The 22,407-nt window shown below is 71.2% G+C and carries 16 protein-coding genes; 5 read left to right on the top strand and 11 right to left on the bottom strand.

Going from position 1 to position 22,407, the window contains the following annotated elements; all coding sequences use genetic code 11:
• Positions 1–553 precede the first annotated feature (553 nt).
• Entirely contained in the window at positions 554–3,700 is a 3,147-nt protein-coding gene (ileS, locus tag AB0J64_RS29715; RefSeq protein ID WP_364033788.1) for an isoleucine--tRNA ligase, read from the bottom strand.
• A gap of 466 nt (positions 3,701–4,166) precedes the next feature.
• On the opposite strand from ileS, the gene AB0J64_RS29710 reads away from it, so the two are divergent.
• The 3 genes from AB0J64_RS29710 to AB0J64_RS29700 are packed head-to-tail and all read left to right on the top strand — an operon-like array spanning position 4,167 to position 6,038.
• Entirely contained in the window at positions 4,167–4,559 is a 393-nt protein-coding gene (locus AB0J64_RS29710) for a TraR/DksA C4-type zinc finger protein (RefSeq protein ID WP_364033785.1), read from the top strand.
• A 47-nt stretch (positions 4,560–4,606) separates the two neighbouring features.
• Positions 4,607–5,116, top strand: coding sequence for a signal peptidase II (gene lspA, locus AB0J64_RS29705; RefSeq protein WP_364033782.1), 510 nt, complete (start codon positions 4,607–4,609; stop codon positions 5,114–5,116).
• Positions 5,109–6,038 (top strand): RluA family pseudouridine synthase, encoded by a 930-nt coding sequence (locus AB0J64_RS29700; protein WP_364033779.1) that lies wholly within the window; start codon positions 5,109–5,111, stop codon positions 6,036–6,038. The genes lspA and AB0J64_RS29700 overlap by 8 nt, the downstream gene beginning before the upstream one ends.
• Before the next feature lie 12 nt (positions 6,039–6,050).
• Here AB0J64_RS29700 and AB0J64_RS29695 read toward each other — a convergent pair whose 3' ends face one another.
• The 6 genes from AB0J64_RS29695 to AB0J64_RS29670 are packed head-to-tail and all read right to left on the bottom strand — an operon-like array spanning position 6,051 to position 12,769.
• Entirely contained in the window at positions 6,051–7,421 is a 1,371-nt protein-coding gene (locus AB0J64_RS29695) for a protein kinase (protein WP_364033776.1), read from the bottom strand.
• A 9-nt stretch (positions 7,422–7,430) separates the two neighbouring features.
• A complete protein-coding gene (locus AB0J64_RS29690) occupies positions 7,431–7,742 on the bottom strand; it encodes an AzlD domain-containing protein (RefSeq protein ID WP_357598524.1) in 312 nt (103 codons plus the stop codon).
• Positions 7,739–8,401, bottom strand: a complete 663-nt coding sequence (locus AB0J64_RS29685; protein ID WP_364033773.1) for an AzlC family ABC transporter permease — start codon at positions 8,399–8,401, stop codon at positions 7,739–7,741. Before AB0J64_RS29685 ends, AB0J64_RS29690 begins: the two co-directional genes overlap by 4 nt.
• Before the next feature lie 10 nt (positions 8,402–8,411).
• Positions 8,412–9,257 carry an AraC family transcriptional regulator gene (locus AB0J64_RS29680; RefSeq protein WP_364033770.1) on the bottom strand — a complete coding sequence of 282 codons (846 nt, stop codon included), beginning with the start codon at positions 9,255–9,257 and terminating at the stop codon, positions 8,412–8,414.
• Positions 9,258–9,267: 10 nt separating this feature from the next.
• Positions 9,268–10,851, bottom strand: a complete 1,584-nt coding sequence (locus tag AB0J64_RS29675) for a protein kinase (protein WP_364033767.1) — start codon at positions 10,849–10,851, stop codon at positions 9,268–9,270.
• Positions 10,852–10,861: 10 nt separating this feature from the next.
• Complete coding sequence (locus tag AB0J64_RS29670; RefSeq protein ID WP_364033764.1) at positions 10,862–12,769, bottom strand: serine/threonine-protein kinase; 1,908 nt, start codon at positions 12,767–12,769, stop codon at positions 10,862–10,864.
• Between the two features lie 290 nt (positions 12,770–13,059).
• Between AB0J64_RS29670 and AB0J64_RS29665 the strand changes: the two genes are divergently transcribed.
• Positions 13,060–13,917, top strand: coding sequence for a chorismate mutase (locus AB0J64_RS29665; protein ID WP_364033761.1), 858 nt, complete (start codon positions 13,060–13,062; stop codon positions 13,915–13,917).
• A gap of 137 nt (positions 13,918–14,054) precedes the next feature.
• Here AB0J64_RS29665 and AB0J64_RS29660 read toward each other — a convergent pair whose 3' ends face one another.
• Together AB0J64_RS29660 and AB0J64_RS29655 are read right to left on the bottom strand one after the other, a co-directional pair.
• The gene (locus tag AB0J64_RS29660; protein WP_364033758.1) at positions 14,055–15,167 is read right to left on the bottom strand and encodes an SGNH/GDSL hydrolase family protein; all 1,113 of its coding nucleotides are present in this window, start codon (positions 15,165–15,167) and stop codon (positions 14,055–14,057) included.
• Between the two features lie 13 nt (positions 15,168–15,180).
• Entirely contained in the window at positions 15,181–16,545 is a 1,365-nt protein-coding gene (locus AB0J64_RS29655) for an amino acid permease (protein ID WP_364033755.1), read from the bottom strand.
• Positions 16,546–16,714: 169 nt separating this feature from the next.
• Between AB0J64_RS29655 and dnaE the strand changes: the two genes are divergently transcribed.
• On the top strand, positions 16,715–20,242 hold the full coding sequence (dnaE, locus tag AB0J64_RS29650) for a DNA polymerase III subunit alpha (protein ID WP_364033752.1): 3,528 nt from the start codon (positions 16,715–16,717) through the stop codon (positions 20,240–20,242).
• 318 nt (positions 20,243–20,560) lie between these two features.
• Here the strand turns inward: dnaE and AB0J64_RS29645 are convergent, their stop codons facing one another.
• Positions 20,561–21,235, bottom strand: coding sequence for a response regulator transcription factor (locus AB0J64_RS29645; RefSeq protein WP_364033749.1), 675 nt, complete (start codon positions 21,233–21,235; stop codon positions 20,561–20,563).
• Positions 21,232–22,395: a sensor histidine kinase gene (locus tag AB0J64_RS29640; RefSeq protein ID WP_364033746.1), complete on the bottom strand. Its 1,164-nt coding sequence runs from the start codon at positions 22,393–22,395 to the stop codon at positions 21,232–21,234. The genes AB0J64_RS29645 and AB0J64_RS29640 overlap by 4 nt, the downstream gene beginning before the upstream one ends.
• Positions 22,396–22,407: the final 12 nt, after the last annotated feature.

Raw genomic sequence — 22,407 nt, 5'->3', positions numbered from 1 at the left:
GTCCCTTGACGACCGGCTCCGAACGGGCCGGTGGAGCATGGAGAAGGCCCGCCACCAAGATGGCGGCTGTAGATGCGGCCAACCACGTTTTGCCTGCCAGCACAGAATCCTCCCCGAGCCGGTGAGCCGAAGACGGGAGCAGAGGACCGTCAGAAGAGCGATTTCACCGGCCGGATCTGGCCGACGCGCACATGCTAGGAAAGGCAGGCGGTTTCAGCGTCCAACCACGGTTGGATATCTGGCTGCGTTCGAACGCGCCAATGTGCGGCCGCCTCAACCTGAGGGATACAACCAGGGGGATATACGGCAGATGGCAGGCTCGCCGTGCGACGTCGGCGGGCCTGCCATCGGGGTTCGCGCCCTCAGTGCGCTCCTTCATCACCACGTTCAGCAGGGCCTGGTCGCTCACGTGGGCGTTCATGTACGCCGCGACCCCCGGCGCCGACTTCGTGGCCGGCGGAGCGTGCCGGTGTGGGTCCGGGGGCCGCGTGGCGGCCTGAGAGGCGGTGCGGTGAGGCGCGCCGGGGAGGCGGCCCCACCGCGCCGCCCGGTGTCAGGCGCGGCGGAGCTGGAAGGTCAGCGACAGGTCCTCGTCCGTGTGGGACGGCAGGTCCGGGGCCGTGCCCTCCGTGACCGTGGTGGCCAGGACCTCCTCCGCCACCACGTGCCCCTCGCTGCGCAGGGCGGCGGCGAGGTCAGGGGAGGACGTGGTCCACCACAGGTCGATGCGGTCGGTGATCGACAGGCCGGTCGACTTGCGGGCGTCCTGGACCAGGCGGATGACCTCGCGCAGGAGGCCGGCGCGGCGCAGGTCGTCCGTGAGCTCCAGGTCCAGGGCCACCGTCTCGCCCGTGCCGGTGCCGATCGCGCCCGTCTCCACCGCCCAGCCCGCACGGGGCTGCTCGTTGACGATCACGTCGTCGGGGCCGAGCATGATCTCGCCCAGCTCGTCCGCCTCCACCATGACCGTGGCGCCCGAGCGCAGGGCCCGGGCCACGCGGGCGGGGTCGGCGGCCGAGACCGCGGCGGCCACCAGCTTGGTCTGGGAGCCGAAGCGCTTGCCCAGGGCCCGGAAATTGGGCTTGACGGAGTAGGACACGAGATCGGCGCTGAACCCGGACATGTCCTCGAGCACGTGGACGTTCAGCTCGTCCGCCACCAGTCCCCGGAGCTCGCCGGGCAGCGACGGCCAGCCGTGCGCCCCCACCAGCGCCCGGCGCAGCGGCTGGCGGGTCTTGACGCCCGACGAGGCGCGGGCCGAGCGGCCCAGCTCCACCAGGCGCCGCACCAGGGCCATCCGGTCCGACAGCACCGGGTCGAGCAGGTCCTCGCGGACCGTGGGCCAGGAGGCCAGGTGCACCGAGGAGGGCGCCTCGGGGGAGCGCAGCACGTCCCAGAGGTAGTCGGTGATGAACGGCGCGATGGGCGCCATCAGCCGCGTCACCGTCTCCAGGCACTCGTACAGCGTCGCGAACGCCTCCCGCGACCCCTGCCAGAACCGGCGGCGCGAGCGGCGCACGTACCAGTTGGACAGGTCGTCGAGGAAGTCGGCCAGGCGGCGGCCGGCGCGCTGGGTGTCGTACTCGTCCAGGGACGCCGTGACCTCGGCCACCGTCCTGTGCAGCTCGGCCAGCACCCAGCGGTCGAGCAGCGGGCGCTCGGCCGCCGGGGTGGCCTCCGCGAGCATGGACGGCGACCAGGACTCGGCGTTGGCGTAGAGGGTGAAGAACGACGAGGTGTTCCAGAGCGTCAGCAGGACCTTGCGGACGATCTCCTCCAGCGCGTTGTGTCCCACCCGGCGCGCCGCCCAGGGCGAGCCCGAGCAGGCCATGAACCAGCGCAGCGCGTCGGCCCCGTGCTGGTCCATCAGCGGGATCGGCTCGAGGATGTTGCCCAGGTGCTTGCTCATCTTGCGGCCGTCCTCGGCCAGGATCAGGCCGAGGCAGAGCACGTTCTCGTAGGAGGACTGGCCGAAGACGAGCGTGCCGACGGCCATCAGCGAGTAGAACCAGCCGCGCGTCTGGTCGGTGGCCTCGCAGATGAACTGCGCCGGGTAGAGGCCCTCGGGCTTGCCGCGCTCGCCCCACTGGGCGAACGGCATGGAGCCGGAGTCGTACCAGGCGTCGATGACGTCGGGCACGCGGCGGGCCAGGGCGCCGCACGATGGGCAGTCGAAGGTCACGTCGTCGACGTACGGGCGGTGCGGGTCGAGCGCCGACACGTCCTGGCCGGCCAGGGTGCCCAGCTCCTCCAGCGAGCCGACGCACGTCACGTGGGACTCGTCCTCGGAGCACACCCACAGCGGCAGCGGCGTGCCCCAGTAGCGCGAGCGCGACAGCGACCAGTCGACGTTGTTGCGCAGCCACTCGCCGAACCGGCCCCACTTGATCGTCTCGGGGTACCAGCTGGTGCCGGCGTTCTCCGCCAGCATCTTGTCCTTGACCGCCGTGGTGCGGATGTACCAGGACGGGAGGGCGTAGTAGAGCAGCGCGGTGTGGCAGCGCCAGCAGTGGGGGTAGGCGTGCTCGAAGTGGCCGCCGCGGTAGAGCAGCCCGCGGGCGCGCAGGTCCTCGGTCAGCTCCTCGTCGGCGTCCTTGAAGAACCGGCCGCCGACCATGGGCACGTCGTCGAGGAAGCGGCCGTCGGGGCCGATCGGGTTGACGACGGGCATGTCGTACCGCTTGATCACGGCCAGGTCGTCGGCGCCGAAGGCCGGGGCCTGGTGGACCAGGCCGGTGCCGTCCTCGACCGTGACGTAGTCGCCGAGCACGACGTAGTGGGCGCCGGGGATGTCGACCAGGTCGAACGGGCGGGAGTACGTGGTGTGCTCCAGCTCCCGCCCCGTGTGGCGGGCGACCTCGGTCGCGCCCTCGCCCAGGACCGACAGCAGCGGCTCGGCGACCACCAGGACCTCGCCGTCCGCCGTGCGGGCCGCGACGTACGTCACGTCGGGGTGCACGGCGACCGCCGTGTTGGACACGAGGGTCCACGGCGTCGTCGTCCACACGAGCAGGGCGGCGCCCAGCTCGGCCAGCGGCCCGGAGGTCACCGGCATGCGGACGTAGACCGACGGGCTGGAGACGTTCTCGTAGCCGCCGGGCTGGCCCAGCTCGTGGTCGGACAGCCCCGTGCCGCAGCGCGGGCAGTACGGCGTGATGCGGAAGTCGCGGAACAGCAGCCCCTTGTCCCACACGACCTTCAGCGACCACCACACCGACTCGATGTAGGACGGGTCCATCGTCCGGTACGCCTGGGACAGGTCGATCCAGTAGCCCATGCGCTCGGTCATCTGCTCGAACGCGTCCACGTGCCGAAGCACCGACTCGCGGCACTTGGCGTTGAACTCGGCGATGCCGTATTCCTCGATGTCCTTCTTGCCGGTCAGGCCCAGCTCGCGCTCGACGCCGACCTCGACCGGGAGGCCGTGGCAGTCCCATCCGGCCTTACGCGGAACGCTGAATCCGCGCATGGACTTGTAGCGCGGGAAGAGGTCCTTGAACACCCGCGCCTCGACGTGGTGCACGCCGGGCAGGCCGTTCGCGGTGGGCGGACCCTCGTAGAAGACCCAGGACGGGTTTCCGGCGTTCTGCTCGATGGACCGCTCGAAGATCTTCCCGTCCCGCCAGCGGTCGAGGACCTCGCGCTCGAGCGCGGGCAGGTCGACCTGCGCGGGAAGAGAGCGGAACGTTGGGGAAGACATCTCGGGCGTGACCTCCACGCTTCGTCGGCCGGCAGGGCTGAGCGTGAAGGGACGAAGCCACGCGGCTCCGCGGTACCACCCTTCTTGACCTCTCCAGCGGGGAGGCCCTCTTCGTTCGGTCTGCTGCCGGGTCTAATGAGCTCGCATGAGCCGTTCTTCCGGCGGCTCCGGGGTGATATCCCTCACAGTCGGGCCCCATCAACGCCTTGCAGTCTCAAACCATAACGCAGAGTGGAGGCGAAGGCTTCCTGGTTTCCAGGGGCGCACCGTCCAGGGGTCGTCCAACGGCCACGCTCGGTACGCAACCGACAAAGATGTGGGAATGGACGCCCCTGTGGAGGAGTTGAATGCGCGAGGCGGGATAGTACGGGGGAGGTAAACCGTCCGGCGGGTCGTTTGCCGTTCCGTTATGAGGATCCTAAGCTGCCCGCACCATTTACGGCCTTGATCAGCAATGGAGGCAGCCATGGCGGCAGTCACGCAGACCACCGCTACACCGTCGATGTGGTCGGAACAGGAGCTGGCCGAGGTACGCGGCATGCTCCAGAGCGAGATCGACGAGCTCAACGCGGACATCCGCCGCCACGAGACGGAGATAGCCTCTGGAGACGTCACCCAGGGAGCCGGCGACGACCAGGCGGACGCCGGCGCCAAGACGTACGAGCGCGAACGCGAGATCGCCCTTACCCTGAATGCGCGCGATCTGGTCGCGCAGAACGAACGTGCGATCGCCAGGATCGACGCAGGGACCTATGGAGTGTGCGAATCGTGCCACAAGCCGATCGGCAAGGAACGCCTTCAGGCGTTCCCGAGGGCGACGCTGTGCGTGGCCTGCAAGCAGAAGGAGGAGCGCCGGTAGCAGCGCCTGAGGGCACCCCCCGCGGGCGCCTCTTCGCGGTCCTCGTCGTGCTGGCGGCCGTGATCTACGCGGCCGACGTCATCACCAAGACGGTGGTGCTGCGCACGCTCGAGGGCCGGGCGCCGCTCGTCGTCATTCCGGACGTGCTGCAGTTTCGGGTGATCTTCAATTCCGGTGCCGCGTTCAGCATGGGCACCGGAATGACCCTCGTCTTCACGTTCATCGCCGCGGGCGTGGTCGTGGCCATCGTGCGCACCGCCCGCAAGCTGGGCAGCCGGGCCTGGGCTCTCACGCTCGGCCTGCTGCTCGGCGGGGCGGTCGGCAACCTCACCGACCGGCTGCTGCGCTACCCCTCGGGCTTCGGGCGCTCCACGCAGCTCCAGGGGCACGTCGTCGACTTCATCGAGGTGCTCCCCGGGCATTTCCCCGTCATCGACTACTTCCCCGTCTTCAACATCGCCGACTCGGCCATTGTCTGCGGCGGCATCCTGGCCGTGCTCCTCGCCTGGCGCAACGTGCAGATCGACGGGTCCAAGGCGGTGGCGAAAGATGAGTGAGCAGCGCAGCCTTCCCGTCCCCGACGGCCTGGAGGGCGAGCGGCTCGACGCGGCGCTCTCCCGCCTGTTCGGCTTCTCCCGCACGCGCGCGGCCGAGCTGATCGTCGCGGGCGAGGTGCTGGTCGACGGACGGCAGCCGGCCAAGTCGGACCGGGTGCACGCGGGCGCGTGGCTCGATGTGACGATGCCGCCGCCGGTCACCACGCCGATGCCGGTCGCCGAGCCGGTGCCGGGCATGACCGTCGTGTACGAGGACGACGACATCGTCGTGGTCAACAAGCCGATCGGGGTGGCCGCCCACCCGACCGTCGGCTGGACCGGGCCGACCGTGATCGGCGGGCTGCTCGGGGCCGGTCACACCATCGCGACCAGCGGGGCGGCCGAGCGGCAGGGCATCGTGCACCGGCTCGACGCCAACACCACGGGGGCGATGGTGGTGGCCAAGAGCGAGGTGGCGTACTCCCGGCTCAAGCGGGCCTTCAAGGAGCGCACGGTCGACAAGCGCTACCACGCGCTGGTGCAGGGGCATCCCGACCCGTTCAGGGGCACGGTGGACGCGCCCATCGACCGCCACCCCGCCGGGGACGGGCGGTTCGCGGTGGTGGCGGGCGGCAAGCCGTCGGTCACCCACTACGACACCATCGAGGCGTTCCGGGCGGCTTCACTGCTGGACATCAAGCTGGAGACCGGGCGTACCCACCAGATCCGGGTGCACATGGCCGCGCTGCGGCACCCCTGCGTCGGCGACCTGCTGTACGGCGCCGACCCGACGCTGGCGGCCCGCCTGGGCGTCACGCGGCAGTGGCTGCACGCCGTGGCGCTCGGGTTCGAGCATCCGACCACGGGGGAGTGGATGTCGTTCAGCACCGACTATCCGCAGGACCTGCAGAAGGCGCTGGACATCGTCCGCGACGAGTCCTGACCGGCCCCCGCGTCAGCGGCGCTTCTTGACCTTCTTCCGGCCCTGGTCCGACGGCTCGACCGCGCCCGGGGCCTGGGACGGCGTCTGCTTGTTCTCCTTCGGCTTCTTCGGCTCCTCGTTCTTCTGCTCGTTCTTCTCCTCGTTCTTGGTCTTGGACGCGGTGGGCGTCGGCTCGTGGGTGGGGCTCTTGCGATCGCCGGTCGGCGTCTTGTGCGGCTCCCTGGTGGGCGAGGAGCTCTGCGGGGCGGAAGGCACGTTCGCCGTTCCAGGGGACCTCTCAGGGGCCGATTCAGAGGAGGTCTCAGCGGGGGTCGGACGGGTGGACGGAGGAGAGGTCTTCGGGGTCGGCTCGGGATCGGAGGTGGACGGGCCGGCGGTCACGACGGCCGGAGCGGGGCTCGGGCGCAGGGGCACTTCCTGCGCGCGGTTCGACCACCAGGCCGCACCGCCCGCCACGAGGCCGACGATCAGCGCGCCCCCGGCGACCGCGGCCACGCGCAGCCCGCGCCGCCGCGGTCGCGGCTCCGCCACGGGTATGGGGACGGGACCCGTCTGCTCGGGCGTGCCGCCCGCGATGATCACGGCCAGCCGCCGTTCGGCCTCCACCAGCGACATGCGCTCCGCCGGGTTCTTGCGCAGCAGGCCGAGCAGCACGGGGGCGAGCACGCCCGCGCGGGCCAGCGGCGCCGTCTCGGCGTGCATGACCGCGCCGAGCGTGGCCAGGGCGTTGTCCCGCTGGAAGGGGGAGTGGCCCTCGACGGCCATGTAGAGAGTCACGCCCAGCGACCACAGGTCCGAGGCGGGGCTCGCCTGCCCGCCGGCCGCGCGTTCCGGCGCCATGAAGGCGGGGGTGCCGATCAGGATGCCCGTACGGGTCACGGGGGCCTCGTCCTCCGTGGTGGCGATGCCGAAGTCGGTGAGCACCGCCCGGCCGTCCTCGGTGAGCAGCACGTTGTCCGGCTTCACGTCACGGTGCAGCACGCCCGCCGCGTGGGCCGCGCGCAGCGCCTCCAGGAGCTGCAGCCCGATGTTCGCGGTCTCGAGGGGGGACATCGGGCCGTCGTCGCGGACCAGATCTCCTAAGGTGCGGGAGTCCACGAGCTCCATGACGATCCAGGGGTGGCCGCCTTCCTCAAGGACGTCGTACACGGTGGCCACGCCCGGGTGCGCCACCCGGCCCGCCGCCCTGGCCTCCCTGAACGTCCGTACGGCGAACACATCGCGCTCGGGACCGGTCAGGTCGGGCGGCGGCAGGACCTCCTTGACGGCCACGTCCCTGCCCAGCACCTCGTCGTGGGCATGCCAGACCTTGCCCATGCCGCCTCTTCCGATCGTTCTGAGCAACCGATAGCGCCCGCCGACCATCACCGCTGAATCGGACATGCACGGCGCCTACCCCAGAAAGAGCCGGACAAGCGCGGTGACGACGGCCGCAGCGGCCAGAATGACCAGGAACGGCGCCCGCAGCAGCAGCGCGACGACCGCGGCGCCCAGTCCCGCGGTGCGCGCCGGGTCGAAGCGCAGCCCGCCCTCCTCCGTGAACATCTGCACCGCGATCAGCGCCGCCAGCAGCGCCACCGGCACCAGTTCCGCGAACCTGCGCACCACGGGATGCTCCAGCATCCGGCGCGGCGCCGCCAGCCCGGCCAGCTTGAGCGCGTAGCAGCCCGCGCAGAGCGCGGCGATGGCCCACCACAGCGTCATCGCGCCATCACCACCAGGACCGCGGCGGCGGAGACCAGCACGGGCAGACCCGGCGGCAGGAACGGGGTGGCGCACAGCGCGATCGCCGCCCCGGCCGCGGCCAGCCGGCGCAGTTGCGCGCTGGAGGTCAGGCGGGGCCAGAGGATGGCCAGGAACGCGGCCGGGCCCACCACGTCCAGCCCCAGCGCGCCGGGGTCGCCCAGGGACGAGGCGCCGTACGCGCCCGCCAGCGTGGTCAGGTTCCAGGTGAGGTAGAGACTGGCGAACGTGGTCGTGAAGCCGGTGCGCGCCGCCTCCTCGGTCGGCTGGGCCAGCGTGACGGCCGTCGTCTCGTCGATCACCCCGTGCGCGGCCAGCAGCCGGCGTGGCCCGCGTACCCGCAGCAGATCGGCCAGGCGCAGGCCGTAGAGCGTGTTGCGGCCGCCCAGCAGCAGGGCGCCGAGGGTGGCGGTCACCAGGTCGCCGCCGGCGCCCACCGCTCCGGTGAGCGCGAACTGGGACGCGCCGGTGAACGTCAGCAGGCTCAGCACGCATGCCTGCGGCACGCTGAGGCCCGCGGTGATCGCCGCGGCGCCGAAGGCGACACCCGACAGCCCCACGGCCACGCCGACGCCGAGACCGTCCCGCACGGCGGCGGAACGGTGTGATGTCTGTTCCATCCGCAAGAGGCTAGGAGATGGACAAATCTCCAGTCTTGTACGTTCCTGCGGCGGCACGCTGATACGCGGCGGGCGGCACGCCCACGATGCGCTTGAAATGCCGGTTGAGGTGGGCCTGATCGGTGAAGCCCACTTCGGCGGCCACCTGCGCGGGACGCACCCCGGACTGCAGGAGGCGGCGCGCCTGGCGTACCCGGAGCGAGGTGAGGTAGGCGTGCGGCGGCAGGCCCGTCACGGCCTTGAACGCCCGCAGCAGCGCGAACGGCCGCGCCCCCACCGCGTCGGCCAGGTCGTCCAGCGTCGGCGGGTCGACGAGGCTCTCGTGCAGCAGGTCGAGCGCCTCGCGCACGGCCCGCGCGCCCGAGGCGGGCAGGACCGCGGCAGGGCGGGGAGTCGCGTGGCGGGTGACCAGCCGGGCGAACAGCGTGCGGCTCAGCGTCGAGGCGGCCAGCGCGTCGCCGCGCTCGGCCGCCCGGTGCGCCCGGGCCAGCAGCGCCGCCACCTCGTCGTCGCGCACCACCTGCTCGGGGAAGTGCGGCGTCGCGTACGGCGCGCCCAGCTCGGCGGCGATCCCCGCCAGCGCGTCGATCGACGGGTAGAGCATGCGGTACGACCAGCCGTCCGGCGTGCCCGCCTGGCCGGTGTGCGAGGAGTCGGGGTTGACCAGCACCACCTCGCCCGCCCCCGCACGCAGCAGGGTGCCGCGGTAGTCGAACTCCTCGACGCCCCTGACGATCACGCCGATGGCGTACCCGTCGTGGACGTGGCGGGTGAAGCGGTGGGTGACGTAGCTGGCCTTGAGCAGGTCGGTGCCCGGCACCGCCGGATGCCGCCAGAAGTGCGCCTGCTCCTTCACCGCGGCTCTTTCATCGGGGCCTGAACGTCTTCGCGAACGTCTCGAAGTAGCGCCTGTCGGCGGCCCAGCGGGAGTCAGGAGCCTCCCAGTAGAGGGCGTACGGACGGCCGTCGGCGGTGCGGAAGCCGCGGTTGATCACGTGGATCAGCACGCCGCCGCGTTCCCGGGTGAACTCCCAGTCGGCGGCCTGCAGGCCGAGATATCTGGTGCGGACGATGCCGATGCGGCTGTATCTCGCGAACTCGCCCTTGGCCCGGATCTCCTTCTCCAGCGCCATCCACTGCCGCGCCGGATCTTTCCAGGCGACCTCGGGAACTGTCCACTCGACGATCAGCGCCCCGGAGGTGCCGGGGCCTTTGAAACTGATGCTGTCCCTCGTGGGGTGCTTCGTCGCCTGCCACTCCTCGGGCATGGCGATCGAGAAGCGGCCCGCCGCGCTGGTGTAGGCCCGCCAGCCTGCGGGCACGGCACCCACCGTGGGCGTCGGGTCCGCGGTCTTCACCGTGGGTGGGTCAGTGGGAAGCTCAGTGGGTTTCACGGTGGGTTTCACGGTGGGCGCCGGGCTGGTCGTCGCGGGGGCGCCCCGCCAGCGGTCGGAGAGCAGGACGCCGCCCGTGCCCAGCACCGCCACGACGGCCACGGCGGCGGGCACCCCGATCCACAGCGCCTTGCGGCGCCTGGCGCGCGTGGAGAGCGTGGAGTGCGGCGCGCTGTCGGCCGTCGGCTGCCAGTCGACCGTGCCGCCGCCGCCCGCGTGGCTCCGGGCTTGGGGACCGCCGGGCACGGGACGGGCGGTGGCGGCCTCGTACAGCAGCCTCGCGGCCTCGTCGGCGGACATCCGCCCGGCCGGGCTCCTGTGCAGCAACCCCATGATGACCGGCTCCAGCGCGCCCGCCCGCGCCGGCGGTCTGGGCTCGTCGCGCAGCACCGCCGCCACCGTCGCGGCCCACGAGTCGCGCTTGAACGGCGGCTCGCCCTCGACGGCCGCGTACAGTGTCGCGCCCAGCGACCACAGGTCCGACTCCGGACGGGCGGGCTCGCCGTTCAGCCGCTCGGGAGGCATGTACGCGGGCGTGCCCACCAGCCCGCCGGTCGCCGTCAGCCCTGCCTCGGCCTCCAGCGAGGCGATGCCGAAATCGGTCAGGACCACGCGGCCGTCGTCGGCCAGCAGCACGTTCTCCGGTTTCACGTCGCGGTGCAGCACGCCGGTGGCGTGCGCGGCCCGCAGGGCGTCCAGCACCCGCCCGCCGATCACCGCGGCCTGCCCCACCGTGAGGGGCCCCTGCTCGCGCAGCACCTCGGCCAGCGAGCGCGAGCGCACGAGCTGCATCACGATCCACGGGCGGCCGTCCTCCTCGACGACGTCGTGGATGACGATCACCGACGGGTGGTCGAGCCGGCCCGCGGCCCTGGCCTCCCTGATGGTCCTCTGGTTGAGCTCCGCCCGCTTGGCCTCGCCGACGCCCGTGTAGCGGACCTCCTTGACCGCCACCGTACGGTCGAGCAGCTCGTCATAGGCACGCCAGACCACGCCCATCCCGCCCTCGCCGAGCGGCTCGATGAGGCGATAGCGGTTGCCGACCTGCCGTTCCACGCAGTGCAGCCTACTTGGCCGGTTTGAAGGTGGCGCAGAACCCCTCGAAGAAGTCGTAGTCCTTCTTCCAGTGGCTCTTCAGCGTGTGCCAGTAGATCGCGTACGCCCTGCCGTTGTCCGTGATGAACCCCCGGTTGCGCACGCGGGTCAGGCCGGTGTTGGTCCTCCAGGTGAAGTCCCAGTCGGCGGCGGCCTTCTGGTAGTCCACCTTGTGGATGCCGAGCTTCTTGTAGCCACCGAAGATGTACTTGCGACTCTTCTCCTGCTTCTTCCAGTCCTTGACCGGGTCGCTGTCGGACCTGCCCCCGTCCTCGATCATCAGGTACGCGTTGGAGGCCGCGCCCGGCCCCCTGAACTTCACCTGCTTGCCTTCGCGGGTCAGCACGTCCCAGCCCTTGGGCAGGCCGACCGAGAAGCCGAGCTTCTTGTCCGTGTACATCTTCCAGCCCTTGGGCAGCGCGTCCTCCGGCTTCTTCTCGGCGGTCGGGCTCTGGGTGGGGGAGACCGTGGGCGTGGCCGAGGGCGACGGCGGCTGGGAGGCGCTCGGCTGGGACGCGCCGGGCGACGTCGCGGAAGGAGTCGCCGTGGCGAGCGTGGCCTGGGACCTGTCCTTCCCCGCCGTACGGTCCTCCGGGGCCGACCGCAGGCCGAGGTAGCCGCCGATCCCGGCGACCAGCAGGACCGCCAGGCCCGCCGTCACGACCGGCCCGGCCCGCAGCCCGTCCGTCCTGGCCGCGTTCATCGTGGACTCTGCGGCGGGCGCCGGGTCCTCGGTCGGCGCGGCGGTGATCCGCGCGCCGGTCTCGGGCACGGCCGGCGCCGGCGGCGGCGACGACGCTTTCGCGTGCGGGTCGGTCGGGGTGTCGTCCTCGACGGGCACCGGGCGCGGCTTGCCGTACGTCCGCGGCGTGCCGTACGTGCGAGGCTTGCCGTACGGGAGCCCCCTGTCGGGGGAGGGCTCCTTGCTCGGCGACGGTGGCGGCGTGGCCGGCGTGGCCGGTGCGGCCGGCGCCGACGGTGCGGCCGGCGTGCGGAACGGGGTGGGCACGCGCACCGTCTGATTGGCAGCGGGGAACTGCATGGTCGGCGGCGGGCTCGCCTGCGCGATGACCTGACGCAGCATCCGCTGCGCCTCCTCATAGGTGAGCCGCTGCACCGGCTCCTTGCGCAGCAGCCCGTTGATCACGTCGGTGAGCGGGCCCGCGTGCGGCATGGGGTCGGGCTCGTCGGTCAGCACGGCGTGCATGGTCGCCAGGGCCATCCCCCGCTCGTGGGGGGAGCGGCCCTCCACCGCCGTGTACAGCGTGGCTCCTAACGACCACAGGTCCGACTCGCGCCGGGCGGGCAGCCCCTTGAGCCGCTCGGGCGCGATGAACGCCGGCGTGCCGGCCAGGCCCGTCACGGTGAGCTGTGTCTCGGTCTCCAGGGTGGCGATGCCGAAGTCGGTGAGCACGACGCGGCCGTCGTCGGCCAGCAGCACGTTCTCGGGTTTGACGTCGCGGTGCATGACGCCCGCCTCGTGGGCGCGGTGCAGCGCGTCCAGCACGGCCAGGCCGATCTCGGCCACGCGTTTCGGCTCCAGCGGCCCGTCCTGCTTGATCACGGCGCCCAGTGAGCGCGACTGGACGAGCTGCATGACGATCCAGGGCCGATCGTCCTCCTCGATCACGTCGTGCACGACGATCACGTTGGGATGCTCGAACCTCGCCGCCGCCCTCGCCTCGCGCATTGTGCGCCGGTTCAGCAGCTGCACCTCCTCGCCCAGGGCGGCGGCGTACCTGACCTCCTTGACCGCGACGGTGCGGTCGAGGAGCTCGTCGTAGGCTCGCCAGACGATGCCCATTCCGCCCCTGCCGATGGGTTCCTGCAGCTGGTAGCGGCCGGCGATGCGGCGTCCGTCCTGCTTGCGATCCGACATCAACGGCCTCGTACCCTCCTCTAGGCCAAGAAATACTCCCATAGCGACGGATCAACGGCGACTCGCCTGAAGGTCACTCCGTTATGTGACAGGTGCCACACAGCAGGTGGAGACATGGGTGTAGGGTTTCAGACATGACTTGTCGCTACGCGTTTACCGAGCCGGCTCTGGGAGAGCCGGTCGTCAGCTAGCGACCACCTGGAGCCGGCACGAGGCAGAGACACCCGTCTCTGCCTTTTTGGTTTTTCTCGCCGGCTGCTGGGGGCCGGCCCGAGTTTGGGGAGTCGAGGATGTCATCGACCTTGGAACGGCACTCTGTGGCGGTGGGCGACCTGCTCGTGGGCGAGGGACCCGCCGTGGTGATCGGCGGCCGGGTCAACCTGCGGGCGCACCACGGGCAGGTGGACGCGTACGAGGTGCTGGGAGAGCGCGCCACGCTGGTGGAGCCGTACTCGGCCGCCGACCTGCCGGCGATCGCCTCGAAGGCGGACGCGGTGGTGGTGGGCTCGTCCTGGACGCGCGACATCCCGCTGGTACGCGCGGCTGCCGGGCTGGGGCTGCCGGTGGTGGTGGAGCGGCGGGCGTCGGCCTCCATGGCGGAGTGGCTGGAGCTGGCCGACTACTGCGCGCAGGCGGGGGACGGGCGGGTGCTCCTGTGCGAGGGCGGCCGGCTGGACCTGGGGCTGATGCGCGCCGCCCGCGCCGCGTCGGGGCGTCCCGTGCTCGCCGACGTCTCCCGTGACGTGGAGCTGTCGGCCGCGGCGGTGGCGGCGGGCGCCGACGGCCTCGTCCTCGACGCGCCCGTGGCCGGGTCGCCGGCGCCTGGGGTGGCCGAGGAGGCCGTGACGGTCGTCGGGGCACTGGTGCGGCCGGAGTCGCCCACCACGTTGCCGGAGTGCCGGCAGGCGATCGACCGGGTGGACGCCGCCCTGGCCACGCTGCTCGAGCGGCGGGCGGCGCTGGCGGGCATCGTGCAGCGGATCAAGCCGGTGGGCGGGTTCGAGGGGCGCGACCTCGCGCGGGAGCGCGCGCTCGTGGCCCGGATGGCGCTGCGCGCGCCGTCGCTGGGGGAGGAGCGGCTCGCGCCCATCATGAACGCCGTGATCGAGGCGGGCCTCCACCTGGCAGAGGAACGCTCGTCCCGGTGACCCCGGCGCGCGGGACCGCCACCACCGCACCCGGCTGATCGCCGTGCCTGGCGCCTGCGGCGTCTATGACGCCGAGGCGGTGGCGCGTTCTCAGCGGGCGCCGGGTCGGCGGGAGGTGGTGTGGTGGGGTGCGGCGCTCAACTCCCTGGCCGAGGGGTGGTCAGGAGGAAGTTGTTCATGGGGCGGCCGGGGCCGGCCGCGATCTGCTTGGTGATGAGCTCGGCGAAGCGGCGGTAGCCGTCGCCCGTCGGGTGGTAGCTGCGGGCGTTGACCGTGAGCTCCTCCATGTCCACGTTCAACCCGTTCAGGTACGGTTGCGGCCGCCCCACCTCGTGCCCCGCGAACGCCTCGTACGCGTCCACGTACTCCACGCTCCCCGGCGCCCCGAACGCCGCGATCCCACGGTCGAAGTCGGCCGCCACCGACCGCACCGTGTCGTTGAGCCGCCGGGTCACCTCGTTGAGCCAGCTCTGGTCGGCCGCGCTGAGGTTGTCGACGCTCTCCGCCGGATCCTTGGGGAACGGCCGCGGGTAGCCGAGGACGATGACCCGCGCGTTCGGCGCGCGGACCCGCAGCTCGCGCAGCACCTTGAGCATGCTGGGGCGCAGTTCGTCGATGCGGCGGGCGACGGCGGCGTCCTGCTCGACGCACGCCGAGGACCACGGCAGCTTGACGATGCAGCCCGTGAGCACCTTCGTGAAGCCGGCGTCGTTGCCGCCGATGCTCAGCGTCACCAGGCTGGCGGACGGGCTCACGCGCGAGATCTGGGGCTGCTGGCCGTACTGGCCCGACAGGAGCTGGCCGGTGGTGGCGCCGCTGCAGGCGTAGAAGGCCGTGCCGCCGCCGAAGCGGTACGTCCGCGCCACCAGCGGCACGTACGAGCCCGACGCCCGGTGGCAGCGGCCCGCGCCGTCGTTGACCGGCTTGTCGTCGAGGTCGTAGACGCCCTCGCCGGAGGAGTAGGAGTCGCCGAGCGCCACGTACATGCCGCGCTGCGCCACCTGCACGGCCGTCAGGCGGGTCACCTGCGGCAGCCGCCCGGACGGCTCGCGGGCGGCGGGGCAGCCCGCGTCCAGCACGGCGCAGGCCAGCTTCGGGAAGACGCCCAGAGGTAAGCACCCCAGCGCGAGGGCGATGCCGGCGGCGGCCGCCGCGGCGGCCTGGACGATGCTGCGCCTCGCCTGTTTCGGTGTCTGTCGTGTCGCCCCGTCCAGTGCGGCCTCCCCCGAGCGGCTGCGTGTCAGCGACATCGAGACTACCCAGTCAGGTGATCGTCGGGGTGCCGTCGCGGGCGCGACGGCGGCGGTTGACCACCTGCCAGCCCAGGGCGATGGCCACGGTCAGCGCGGGGATGAGGAAGAACGCCACCCGCTGGTCCTGGTCGGCGAAGGGCATCAGCAGCACGACCAGCGCCAGGAACGCCAGCGTGAGCCAGTTGGAGTACGGCGTGCCCGGCATCGGGAACACCGACCGGTGCCCCGACCTGCGCAGCCGCATCTGGCAGTAGACCAGCACGCCCCAGGTCGTGATCACACCGAGGGAGGCGACCGCCGTGGCGATGTTGAAGGCGCGCTCGGGCAGGAAGTAGAAGAGCGCCACCCCCGCCAGGAACATGATCGCCGTGAACAGGATGCCGCCGAGCGGGACGAACCGGGAGCTCAGGGTGCCCGCGAAACGGGGCGCCTCCTGCTTCATGGCCATCGCGCGCAGGATGCGGCCCGTGGCGTACAGGCCGGAGTTGCAGGACGAGAGCGCGGCCGTGATCACCACGAGGTTCATGGCGTCGGCGGCCCACGGGACGCCGAGGCCCGAGAAGACCGTCACGAACGGCGAGACGCCCGCGTGGTACGCGGTCCACGGCAGGACCATCGCCAGCAGCGCCACCGAGCCCACGTAGAAGATCGCGATGCGCCACACCACGCCGTTGATCGCCTTCGGCATGACCTGGTGCGGCCTGGCCGTCTCGCCCGCCGCGATGCCGACCAGCTCGATCGACGCGTACGCGAACACCACCGACTGCAGGCTCATCAGCACCAGCGGGAAGCCCTTGGGGAGGAAGCCGCCGTGGGCGACGAGGTTGTGCGGGCTCGCCTGACCGATCGTGAACACCACGAGGACCAGGCCGACGACCAGGAAGACGGTGATCGCCAGGACCTTGAGCATCGCGAACCAGAACTCCAGCTCGCCGAAGAGCCGCACCGACAGCAGGTTGACCGCCAGCACGGAGCCCAGGGCGATGAGCGCGGTGAGCCACTGGGGGAACGCGGGCGCCCAGTAATGGATGTAGGCGGCGATGGCGGTCAGCTCGGCTATGCCGGTGAACGCCCAGTTGAGCCAGTACATCCAGCCGCTGGCGAACGCCGCCCACGGGCCGATGAGCTCGGCCGCGTACTCGACGAACGACCCCGACACAGGGCGGTAGAGTACGAGCTCGCCGAGCGCCCGCATGACGAAGAAGGCGGCCAGCCCGGCGGCGGCGTACGACAGCACCAGGGCGGGCCCCGCGGCGGCCAGCCGGCCCCCGGAGCCGAGGAAGAGCCCGACACCGATCGCCCCGCCGATGGCGATCATCTGGACCTGGCGGTTGCCGAGCGAGTGCCGGTACCCCTCGTCGGTCTGCGTGCGCACCGAGTGTCTCCTCAACTACATGAAGTGACTATGACGATAGCCGCGCCGCCGGTCGCGAAGGTTCCGGCGCGCCGGTCGGCGCGTGCGCCCACCACCCGCTCCGGGCTGTCGGTCCGGACCACTAGAGTTCGGAGCGCACAACCACAGCGAGACTGGGAGGCGCCGCTCCATGTCGTCCAGCGAGTCATTCGTTCACCTGCACGTACACACCGAATACTCGATGCTCGACGGGGCCGCCCGGCTCAAGCAGATGTTCAGGAAAGTCGGCGAGCTGGGCATGCCGGCGATCGCCATCACCGATCACGGCAACATGCACGGCGCCTACGACTTCTTCAAGCAGGCCACGGCCGCCGGGATCAAGCCGATCATCGGCATCGAGGCCTACGTTGCCCCGGAGCTGCGCCACAACAAGAAGCCGGTGCTGTGGGGCGAGCCGCACCAGAAGAAGGACGACGTCTCGGCGGGTGGCTACTACACCCACATGACGATCTGGGCGCGCGACAAGACGGGCCTGCACAACCTGATGAAGCTCAGCTCGCGCGCCTACACCGAGGGGTTTGTCCGTAAATGGGCGCGGATGGACGCCGAGATCCTCGCCGAGCACGCCGACGGCCTGATGGCCACCACCGGCTGCCCGTCGGGCGAGGTGCAGACGAGGCTGCGGCTCGGCCAGTACGACGAGGCGCTCAAGGCCGCCGCGAAGTTCCAGGACATCTTCGGCAAGGAAAACTACTTCCTGGAGATCATGGACCACGGGCTCGACATCGAGCGCCGGGTCCGCGACGGGCTGAGCCGGATCAGCAAGGAGCTCGGCATCCCCCCGCTGGTCACCAACGACTCGCACTACACGTACGAGTCCGACGCCTCCTCCCACGACGCCCTGCTGTGCATCCAGACCGGCAAGCAGCTGTCCGACCCCGACCGCTTCCGCTTCGACGGCAGCGGCTACTACATCAAGAGCGCCGACGAGATGCGCGCCATCGACTCATCCGACCTGTGGGCCGAGGGCTGCCGCAACACCCTGCTCGTGGCCGAGAAGGTCGATCCTGCGGGGTTCTTCCAGCACAAGAACCTCATGCCGACCTTCCCCGTCCCCGACGGCATGACCGAGGAGCAGTTCTTCCGCCAGGAGGTCTGGAAGGGCCTCGAGCGGCGCTTCCCCGAGGGCGTCGACGAGGAGCACCGCGCCTGGGCGGAGAACGAGCTGGGCGTCATCATCCAGATGGGCTTCCCGAGCTACTTCCTCGTGGTCGCCGACTTCATCATGTGGGCGAAGAACAACGGCATCCGCGTCGGCCCCGGCCGTGGCTCCGCGGCCGGCTCGCTGGTGGCGTACGCGCTGGGCATCACCGACCTCGACCCGATCCCGCACGGCCTGATCTTCGAGCGCTTCCTCAACCCCGAGCGCGTGTCCATGCCCGACGTCGACATCGACTTCGACGAACGCAGGCGCGGTGACGTGATCCGCTACGTGACCGAGAAGTGGGGCGCCGACAAGGTCGCCATGATCGCCACGTTCGGCACCATCAAGGCGAAGGCCGCCATCAAGGACGCAGGCCGCGTCCTGGGCTATCCCTACGCGCTGGGCGACCGGGTCTCCAAGGCGTTCCCGCCGGCCGTCATGGGCAAGGACATCCCGCTGGCGGGCATCTTCGACAAGGACCACCCCCGCTTCGCCGAGGCGGGCGAACTGCGCAGGCTCTACGAGGAGGACGCCGACGTCAAGGCGACGATGGACCTCGGCAAGGGCCTGGAGGGCCTGATCAGGCAGACCGGCGTGCACGCCGCCGGCGTGATCATGTCGGCCGAGGTGCTGACCGACTACATCCCGATCATGCGCCGAGACTCCGACGGCGCGATCATCACGCAGTTCGACTACCCGACCTGCGAGACGCTCGGCCTGCTGAAGATGGACTTCCTGGGCCTGCGCAACCTCACGATCATCGACGACTGCCTGAAGATGATCGAGGCCACCACCGGCGAGCAGATCGACCTGCTGAAGCTGCCGCTCGACGACCGCAGGTCCTACGAGCTGCTGGCCCGCGGCGACACGCTCGGCATCTTCCAGCTCGACGGCGGCGGCATGCGCTCGCTCATGAGGCTGATGCGTCCCGACAACTTCGAGGACATCTCCGCCGCCCTCGCCCTCTACCGGCCCGGCCCGATGGGCGCCAACTCCCACACCAACTACGCGCTGCGCAAGAACGGCCAGCAGGAGATCACGCCGATCCACCCCGAGCTCGAGGAGCCGCTGAAGGACATCCTCGACACGACCTACGGCCTGATCGTCTATCAGGAGCAGGTCATGGCCATCGCGCAGCGGGTCGCCGGCTACTCGCTGGGCGGCGCCGACCTGCTGCGGCGCGCGATGGGCAAGAAGAAGAAGTCCGAGCTGGACAAGCAGTTCGAGTTCTTCGAGAAGGGTATGCAGGACAACGGCTTCTCGGCCGCGGCCATCAAGGCGCTGTGGGACATCCTGCTGCCGTTCTCCGACTACGCCTTCAACAAGGCCCACACCGCGGGCTACGGCCTGGTCGCCTACTGGACCGCGTACCTCAAGGCCAACCACCCGGCCGCCTACATGGCCGCCCTGCTGACCAGCGTCAAGGACGACAAGGACAAGTCGGCCCTCTACCTCAACGAGTGCCGCCGCATGGGCATCAAGGTCTTCCCGCCGGACGTCAACGACTCCGACTTCGACTTCACGCCGCGTGGCACCGACATCCGCTTCGGCCTTTCCGCCGTCCGCAACGTGGGCGCCAACGTCGTCGACGGCATCCTGAAGGCGCGCCAGGAGAAGGGCCGCTTCGCCGACTTCAAGGACTTCCTGCGCAAGGTCCCGGCCGTCGTCTGCAACAAGCGCGTCATCGAGTCGCTGGTCAAGGCAGGCGCGTTCGACTCGCTGGGCCACGTGCGCAAGGGCCTGGTCATGGTGCACGAGCAGGCCGTGGACGCGATCATCGACATCAAGAAGAACGAGGCCATCGGCCAGGACTCCCTGTTCGGGGCCATCGACGGCGGCGAGGACCAGACCTTCGACGTGCAGATCCCGGCGGGGGAGTGGGACAAGAACACCCTGCTCCAGTTCGAGCGGGAGATGCTGGGCCTGTACGTGTCCGACCATCCGCTGTTCGGCGTCGAGCACATTCTCTCGGCCGGGGCCGACTGCTCGATCGCGGCCGTGCAGGACGAGAGCCGGGCCGACGGGCAGATCGTGACCGTGGGCGGGATCCTGAGCGGGGTGCAGCGCAAGGTCACCAAGAAGGGTGACACGTGGGTGCTGACCCAGCTGGAGGACCTCGCGGGCTCGATCGAGGTGATGATCTTCCCGTCGGCGTACCAGCTGTGCTCGACGATCCTGGCCGAGGACGCGATCGTCTTCGTCAAGGGGCGGATCGACAAGCGGGAGGACGTGGCGAAGATCATCGCCATGGAGGTGACGGCGCCCGACCTGACGCAGGAGGCGGGCGGACCGCTGCTGGTGAGCCTGCCGCTGGCCCGCTGCACGCCGCCCGTCGTGGGGCGACTGAAGGAGATCCTCACCACGCATCCGGGCACGTCGGAGGTGCACCTCCAGGTCCACAACGGGCCCAGGACGACGGTGATGCGCGTCGACCACCGGCTGCGGGTGACACCCTCTCCCGCTCTGATGGGCGACCTGAAGCAGCTCCTGGGGCCCGCCTGCCTGGGCGCCTGACGTGGGGCCCGCCTGCCTGGGCGCCCTGACGCGGCGCCTTCGGCCGGTCCGCCGTTCCTTGCGGGTGCGCGGGAGAGTCCACCGCACGTGACTCTCCCGCCGCCCTGACGTCCGTCCCGCTACGGCTCCGCACCGGGCCGGGCCGGGTTCCTGTCCGGGGGGACGATCACCGGGCGGCGAGTGCCGGTCCGACGTGCCGCCCGCACAGCGGCACCAGTCAGGCGGCCTCGCTGTGCGGGCGTCGCGGCAGGGCCGCCTGGGTAGCGCCGTAGCGGTCGCTCGCGCGCGGTGTCGGAGGCTACGTGGGGGCGGTGGCCGTCACGGCTCAGGGGTGTGTTTGAGATGGAGGGCGAGGCGGGTGCGGTCGCGGAGGCCGTACTTGCGGAGCAGGCTGGAGACGTGGTTCTTCACCGTGCCCTCGGTGATGAGCAGCCGGGCCGCGATCTCCCGGTTGGAGGCTCCTGTGGCGATGAGCCTGGCCACCTGCGCCTCGCGGGCCGACAACCGCTCCCCGTCCCGCGGCACGCTCGGCTCGGCCGGGGTCCGGCGGAGCTCGGCGACCAGGCGGGCGGCCACGGGAGAGGCCAGCACCGTCTCCCCGCGCCCCGCCCGGCGGACGGCGTCGACCAGCTCCTCCGGCGTGCAGTCCTTGAGGAGGTAGCCGACGGCGCCGCCGCGCAGCGCGCCGAAGATGTAGTCGTCCTCGTCGAAGGTGCTGAGCACGATCGCGGCCACGCCGGGATGCCGGGCGGACAGGCGGGAGATGAGCTCGACGCCGTCCATCCTCGGCATCCTGGCGTCGACCAGCGCCACGTCCGGGTGGCACCCGGCGGCCACCAGCAGCGCCTCCGCGCCGTCGGCGGCCTCGCCCACCACCTCGATGCCGTCCTCGATCTCCAGCATCTTGCGCAGCCCCTGCCGCATCAGCTCCTGATCGTCGACCAGGAGCACCTTGATCGCCATCACGTCGCGACTCTCACGGGGATCCGTCATGTCGCCGCCTTCGCCCGGATGGGGAGCTCCGCCCGTACCTCGAATCCGCCGCCGGGCCGGTCGCCTGCGCTCAGGGTGCCGCCCACGGCACGGGCGCGCTCCGCGAGCGAGGGCAGGCCGAACCCGCCGCGCGCGCCGTGGGCGCGGCCCCTGCCGTCGTCGGCGACCACCAGGACGACTCGCTCACCGTCGAAGGCGAGCGTGCCGCTGACCTGGCGGGCGTCCGCGTGCCGTACGGCGTTGGTCAGCCCCTCCTGGAGCACGCGGTAGAGCACCAGCTCCACGTCGGGCTCCAGAGGCGGCTCGTCGCCCACCACCTCGAAGGACACCGCGAGCCCCGTGCCGTCGAACGACGTCGCGAGCCGTTCGAGCGCCGCGCCGCCGACGCGCCCTTCGAGGGCCAGCGGGCGCAGCGCGCGGACCCAGCGGCGGGCGTCGGCCAGCGCCGCCACGGCCAGCTCCTTCGCCTGGCGCACCTCGTCCCAGGCGGCCTCGGGGCGGCGCGTGCGGAAGCGTTCGGCGTTCTCGAGGCTCAACTTGATCACCGTCAGGTGGTGGCCGATGGAGTCGTGCATCTCCGCGCCCATCCGCGCCCGCTCCTGGGCGACCGTCAGCTCCCTGACCCGGGCCAGCAGCCGCTGCGCCTCCGCCCGCCTGCGCCGCGCCTCCAGCACCGCCGACGCCATGCCCAGCACGAAGGAGGCGAAAACGATGACGGGGACGGTCTGCGCGGTGGCGTTCAGCACATCACGGTGGAACACCACCAGGACCGAGACGAACATCGCGCTCGCCACGCAGCCGATGACGGCGGCGGCGGTCCGCACGCTGTGGACGAACGCCACGTTGGCGACGGCCAGGAGCGTCAGCAGCTGGTGGACCTCGGCCGATCCCGTGAATCCCAGCGCGAACGTCGCCAGCAGGAACACGATCGGCAGGGCGCCCCGCCATCCGCCCCGACCTCCATCGGGGCGCCGCCAGGGCAGCAGCAGCCACAGCGTGGCCACCAGCGCCAGGTTGACGGCGAACGCCGTGGCCCCGGACGGCGTCCAGGTCTCGAGCGCGTACGCGACCACTCCGGTGGCCACGAACACCACCCAGAAGACGACGTTGAACAGCATGGGCCGGTCGGGGTCACGCAGCCAGGCCAGACGACGCAGCATGGCTCCGACCTT

This window comes from Nonomuraea sp. NPDC049695, from assembly GCF_040674955.1.
GTDB classification, from domain to species: Bacteria; Actinomycetota; Actinomycetes; order Streptosporangiales; family Streptosporangiaceae; genus Nonomuraea; species Nonomuraea helvata.
The sequence above is the reverse complement of the archived record's forward strand: the minus strand, read 5'-3'. Positions and strand labels throughout refer to the sequence as shown.

What these genes read in the sequence shown, in the direction of transcription:
- ileS (WP_364033788.1), bottom strand. Translation starts at nt 3,700, where the DNA reads ATGTCTTCCCCAACGTTCCGCTCTCTTCCCGCGCAGGTCGACCTGCCC.
- AB0J64_RS29710 (WP_364033785.1), top strand. Translation starts at nt 4,167, where the DNA reads ATGGCGGCAGTCACGCAGACCACCGCTACACCGTCGATGTGGTCGGAA.
- AB0J64_RS29700 (WP_364033779.1), top strand. Translation starts at nt 5,109, where the DNA reads ATGAGTGAGCAGCGCAGCCTTCCCGTCCCCGACGGCCTGGAGGGCGAG.
- AB0J64_RS29695 (WP_364033776.1), bottom strand. Translation starts at nt 7,421, where the DNA reads ATGTCCGATTCAGCGGTGATGGTCGGCGGGCGCTATCGGTTGCTCAGA.
- AB0J64_RS29690 (WP_357598524.1), bottom strand. Translation starts at nt 7,742, where the DNA reads ATGACGCTGTGGTGGGCCATCGCCGCGCTCTGCGCGGGCTGCTACGCG.
- AB0J64_RS29685 (WP_364033773.1), bottom strand. Translation starts at nt 8,401, where the DNA reads ATGGAACAGACATCACACCGTTCCGCCGCCGTGCGGGACGGTCTCGGC.
- AB0J64_RS29670 (WP_364033764.1), bottom strand. Translation starts at nt 12,769, where the DNA reads ATGTCGGATCGCAAGCAGGACGGACGCCGCATCGCCGGCCGCTACCAG.
- AB0J64_RS29665 (WP_364033761.1), top strand. Translation starts at nt 13,060, where the DNA reads ATGTCATCGACCTTGGAACGGCACTCTGTGGCGGTGGGCGACCTGCTC.
- AB0J64_RS29660 (WP_364033758.1), bottom strand. Translation starts at nt 15,167, where the DNA reads ATGTCGCTGACACGCAGCCGCTCGGGGGAGGCCGCACTGGACGGGGCG.
- dnaE (WP_364033752.1), top strand. Translation starts at nt 16,715, where the DNA reads ATGTCGTCCAGCGAGTCATTCGTTCACCTGCACGTACACACCGAATAC.
- AB0J64_RS29645 (WP_364033749.1), bottom strand. Translation starts at nt 21,235, where the DNA reads ATGACGGATCCCCGTGAGAGTCGCGACGTGATGGCGATCAAGGTGCTC.
- AB0J64_RS29640 (WP_364033746.1), bottom strand. Translation starts at nt 22,395, where the DNA reads ATGCTGCGTCGTCTGGCCTGGCTGCGTGACCCCGACCGGCCCATGCTG.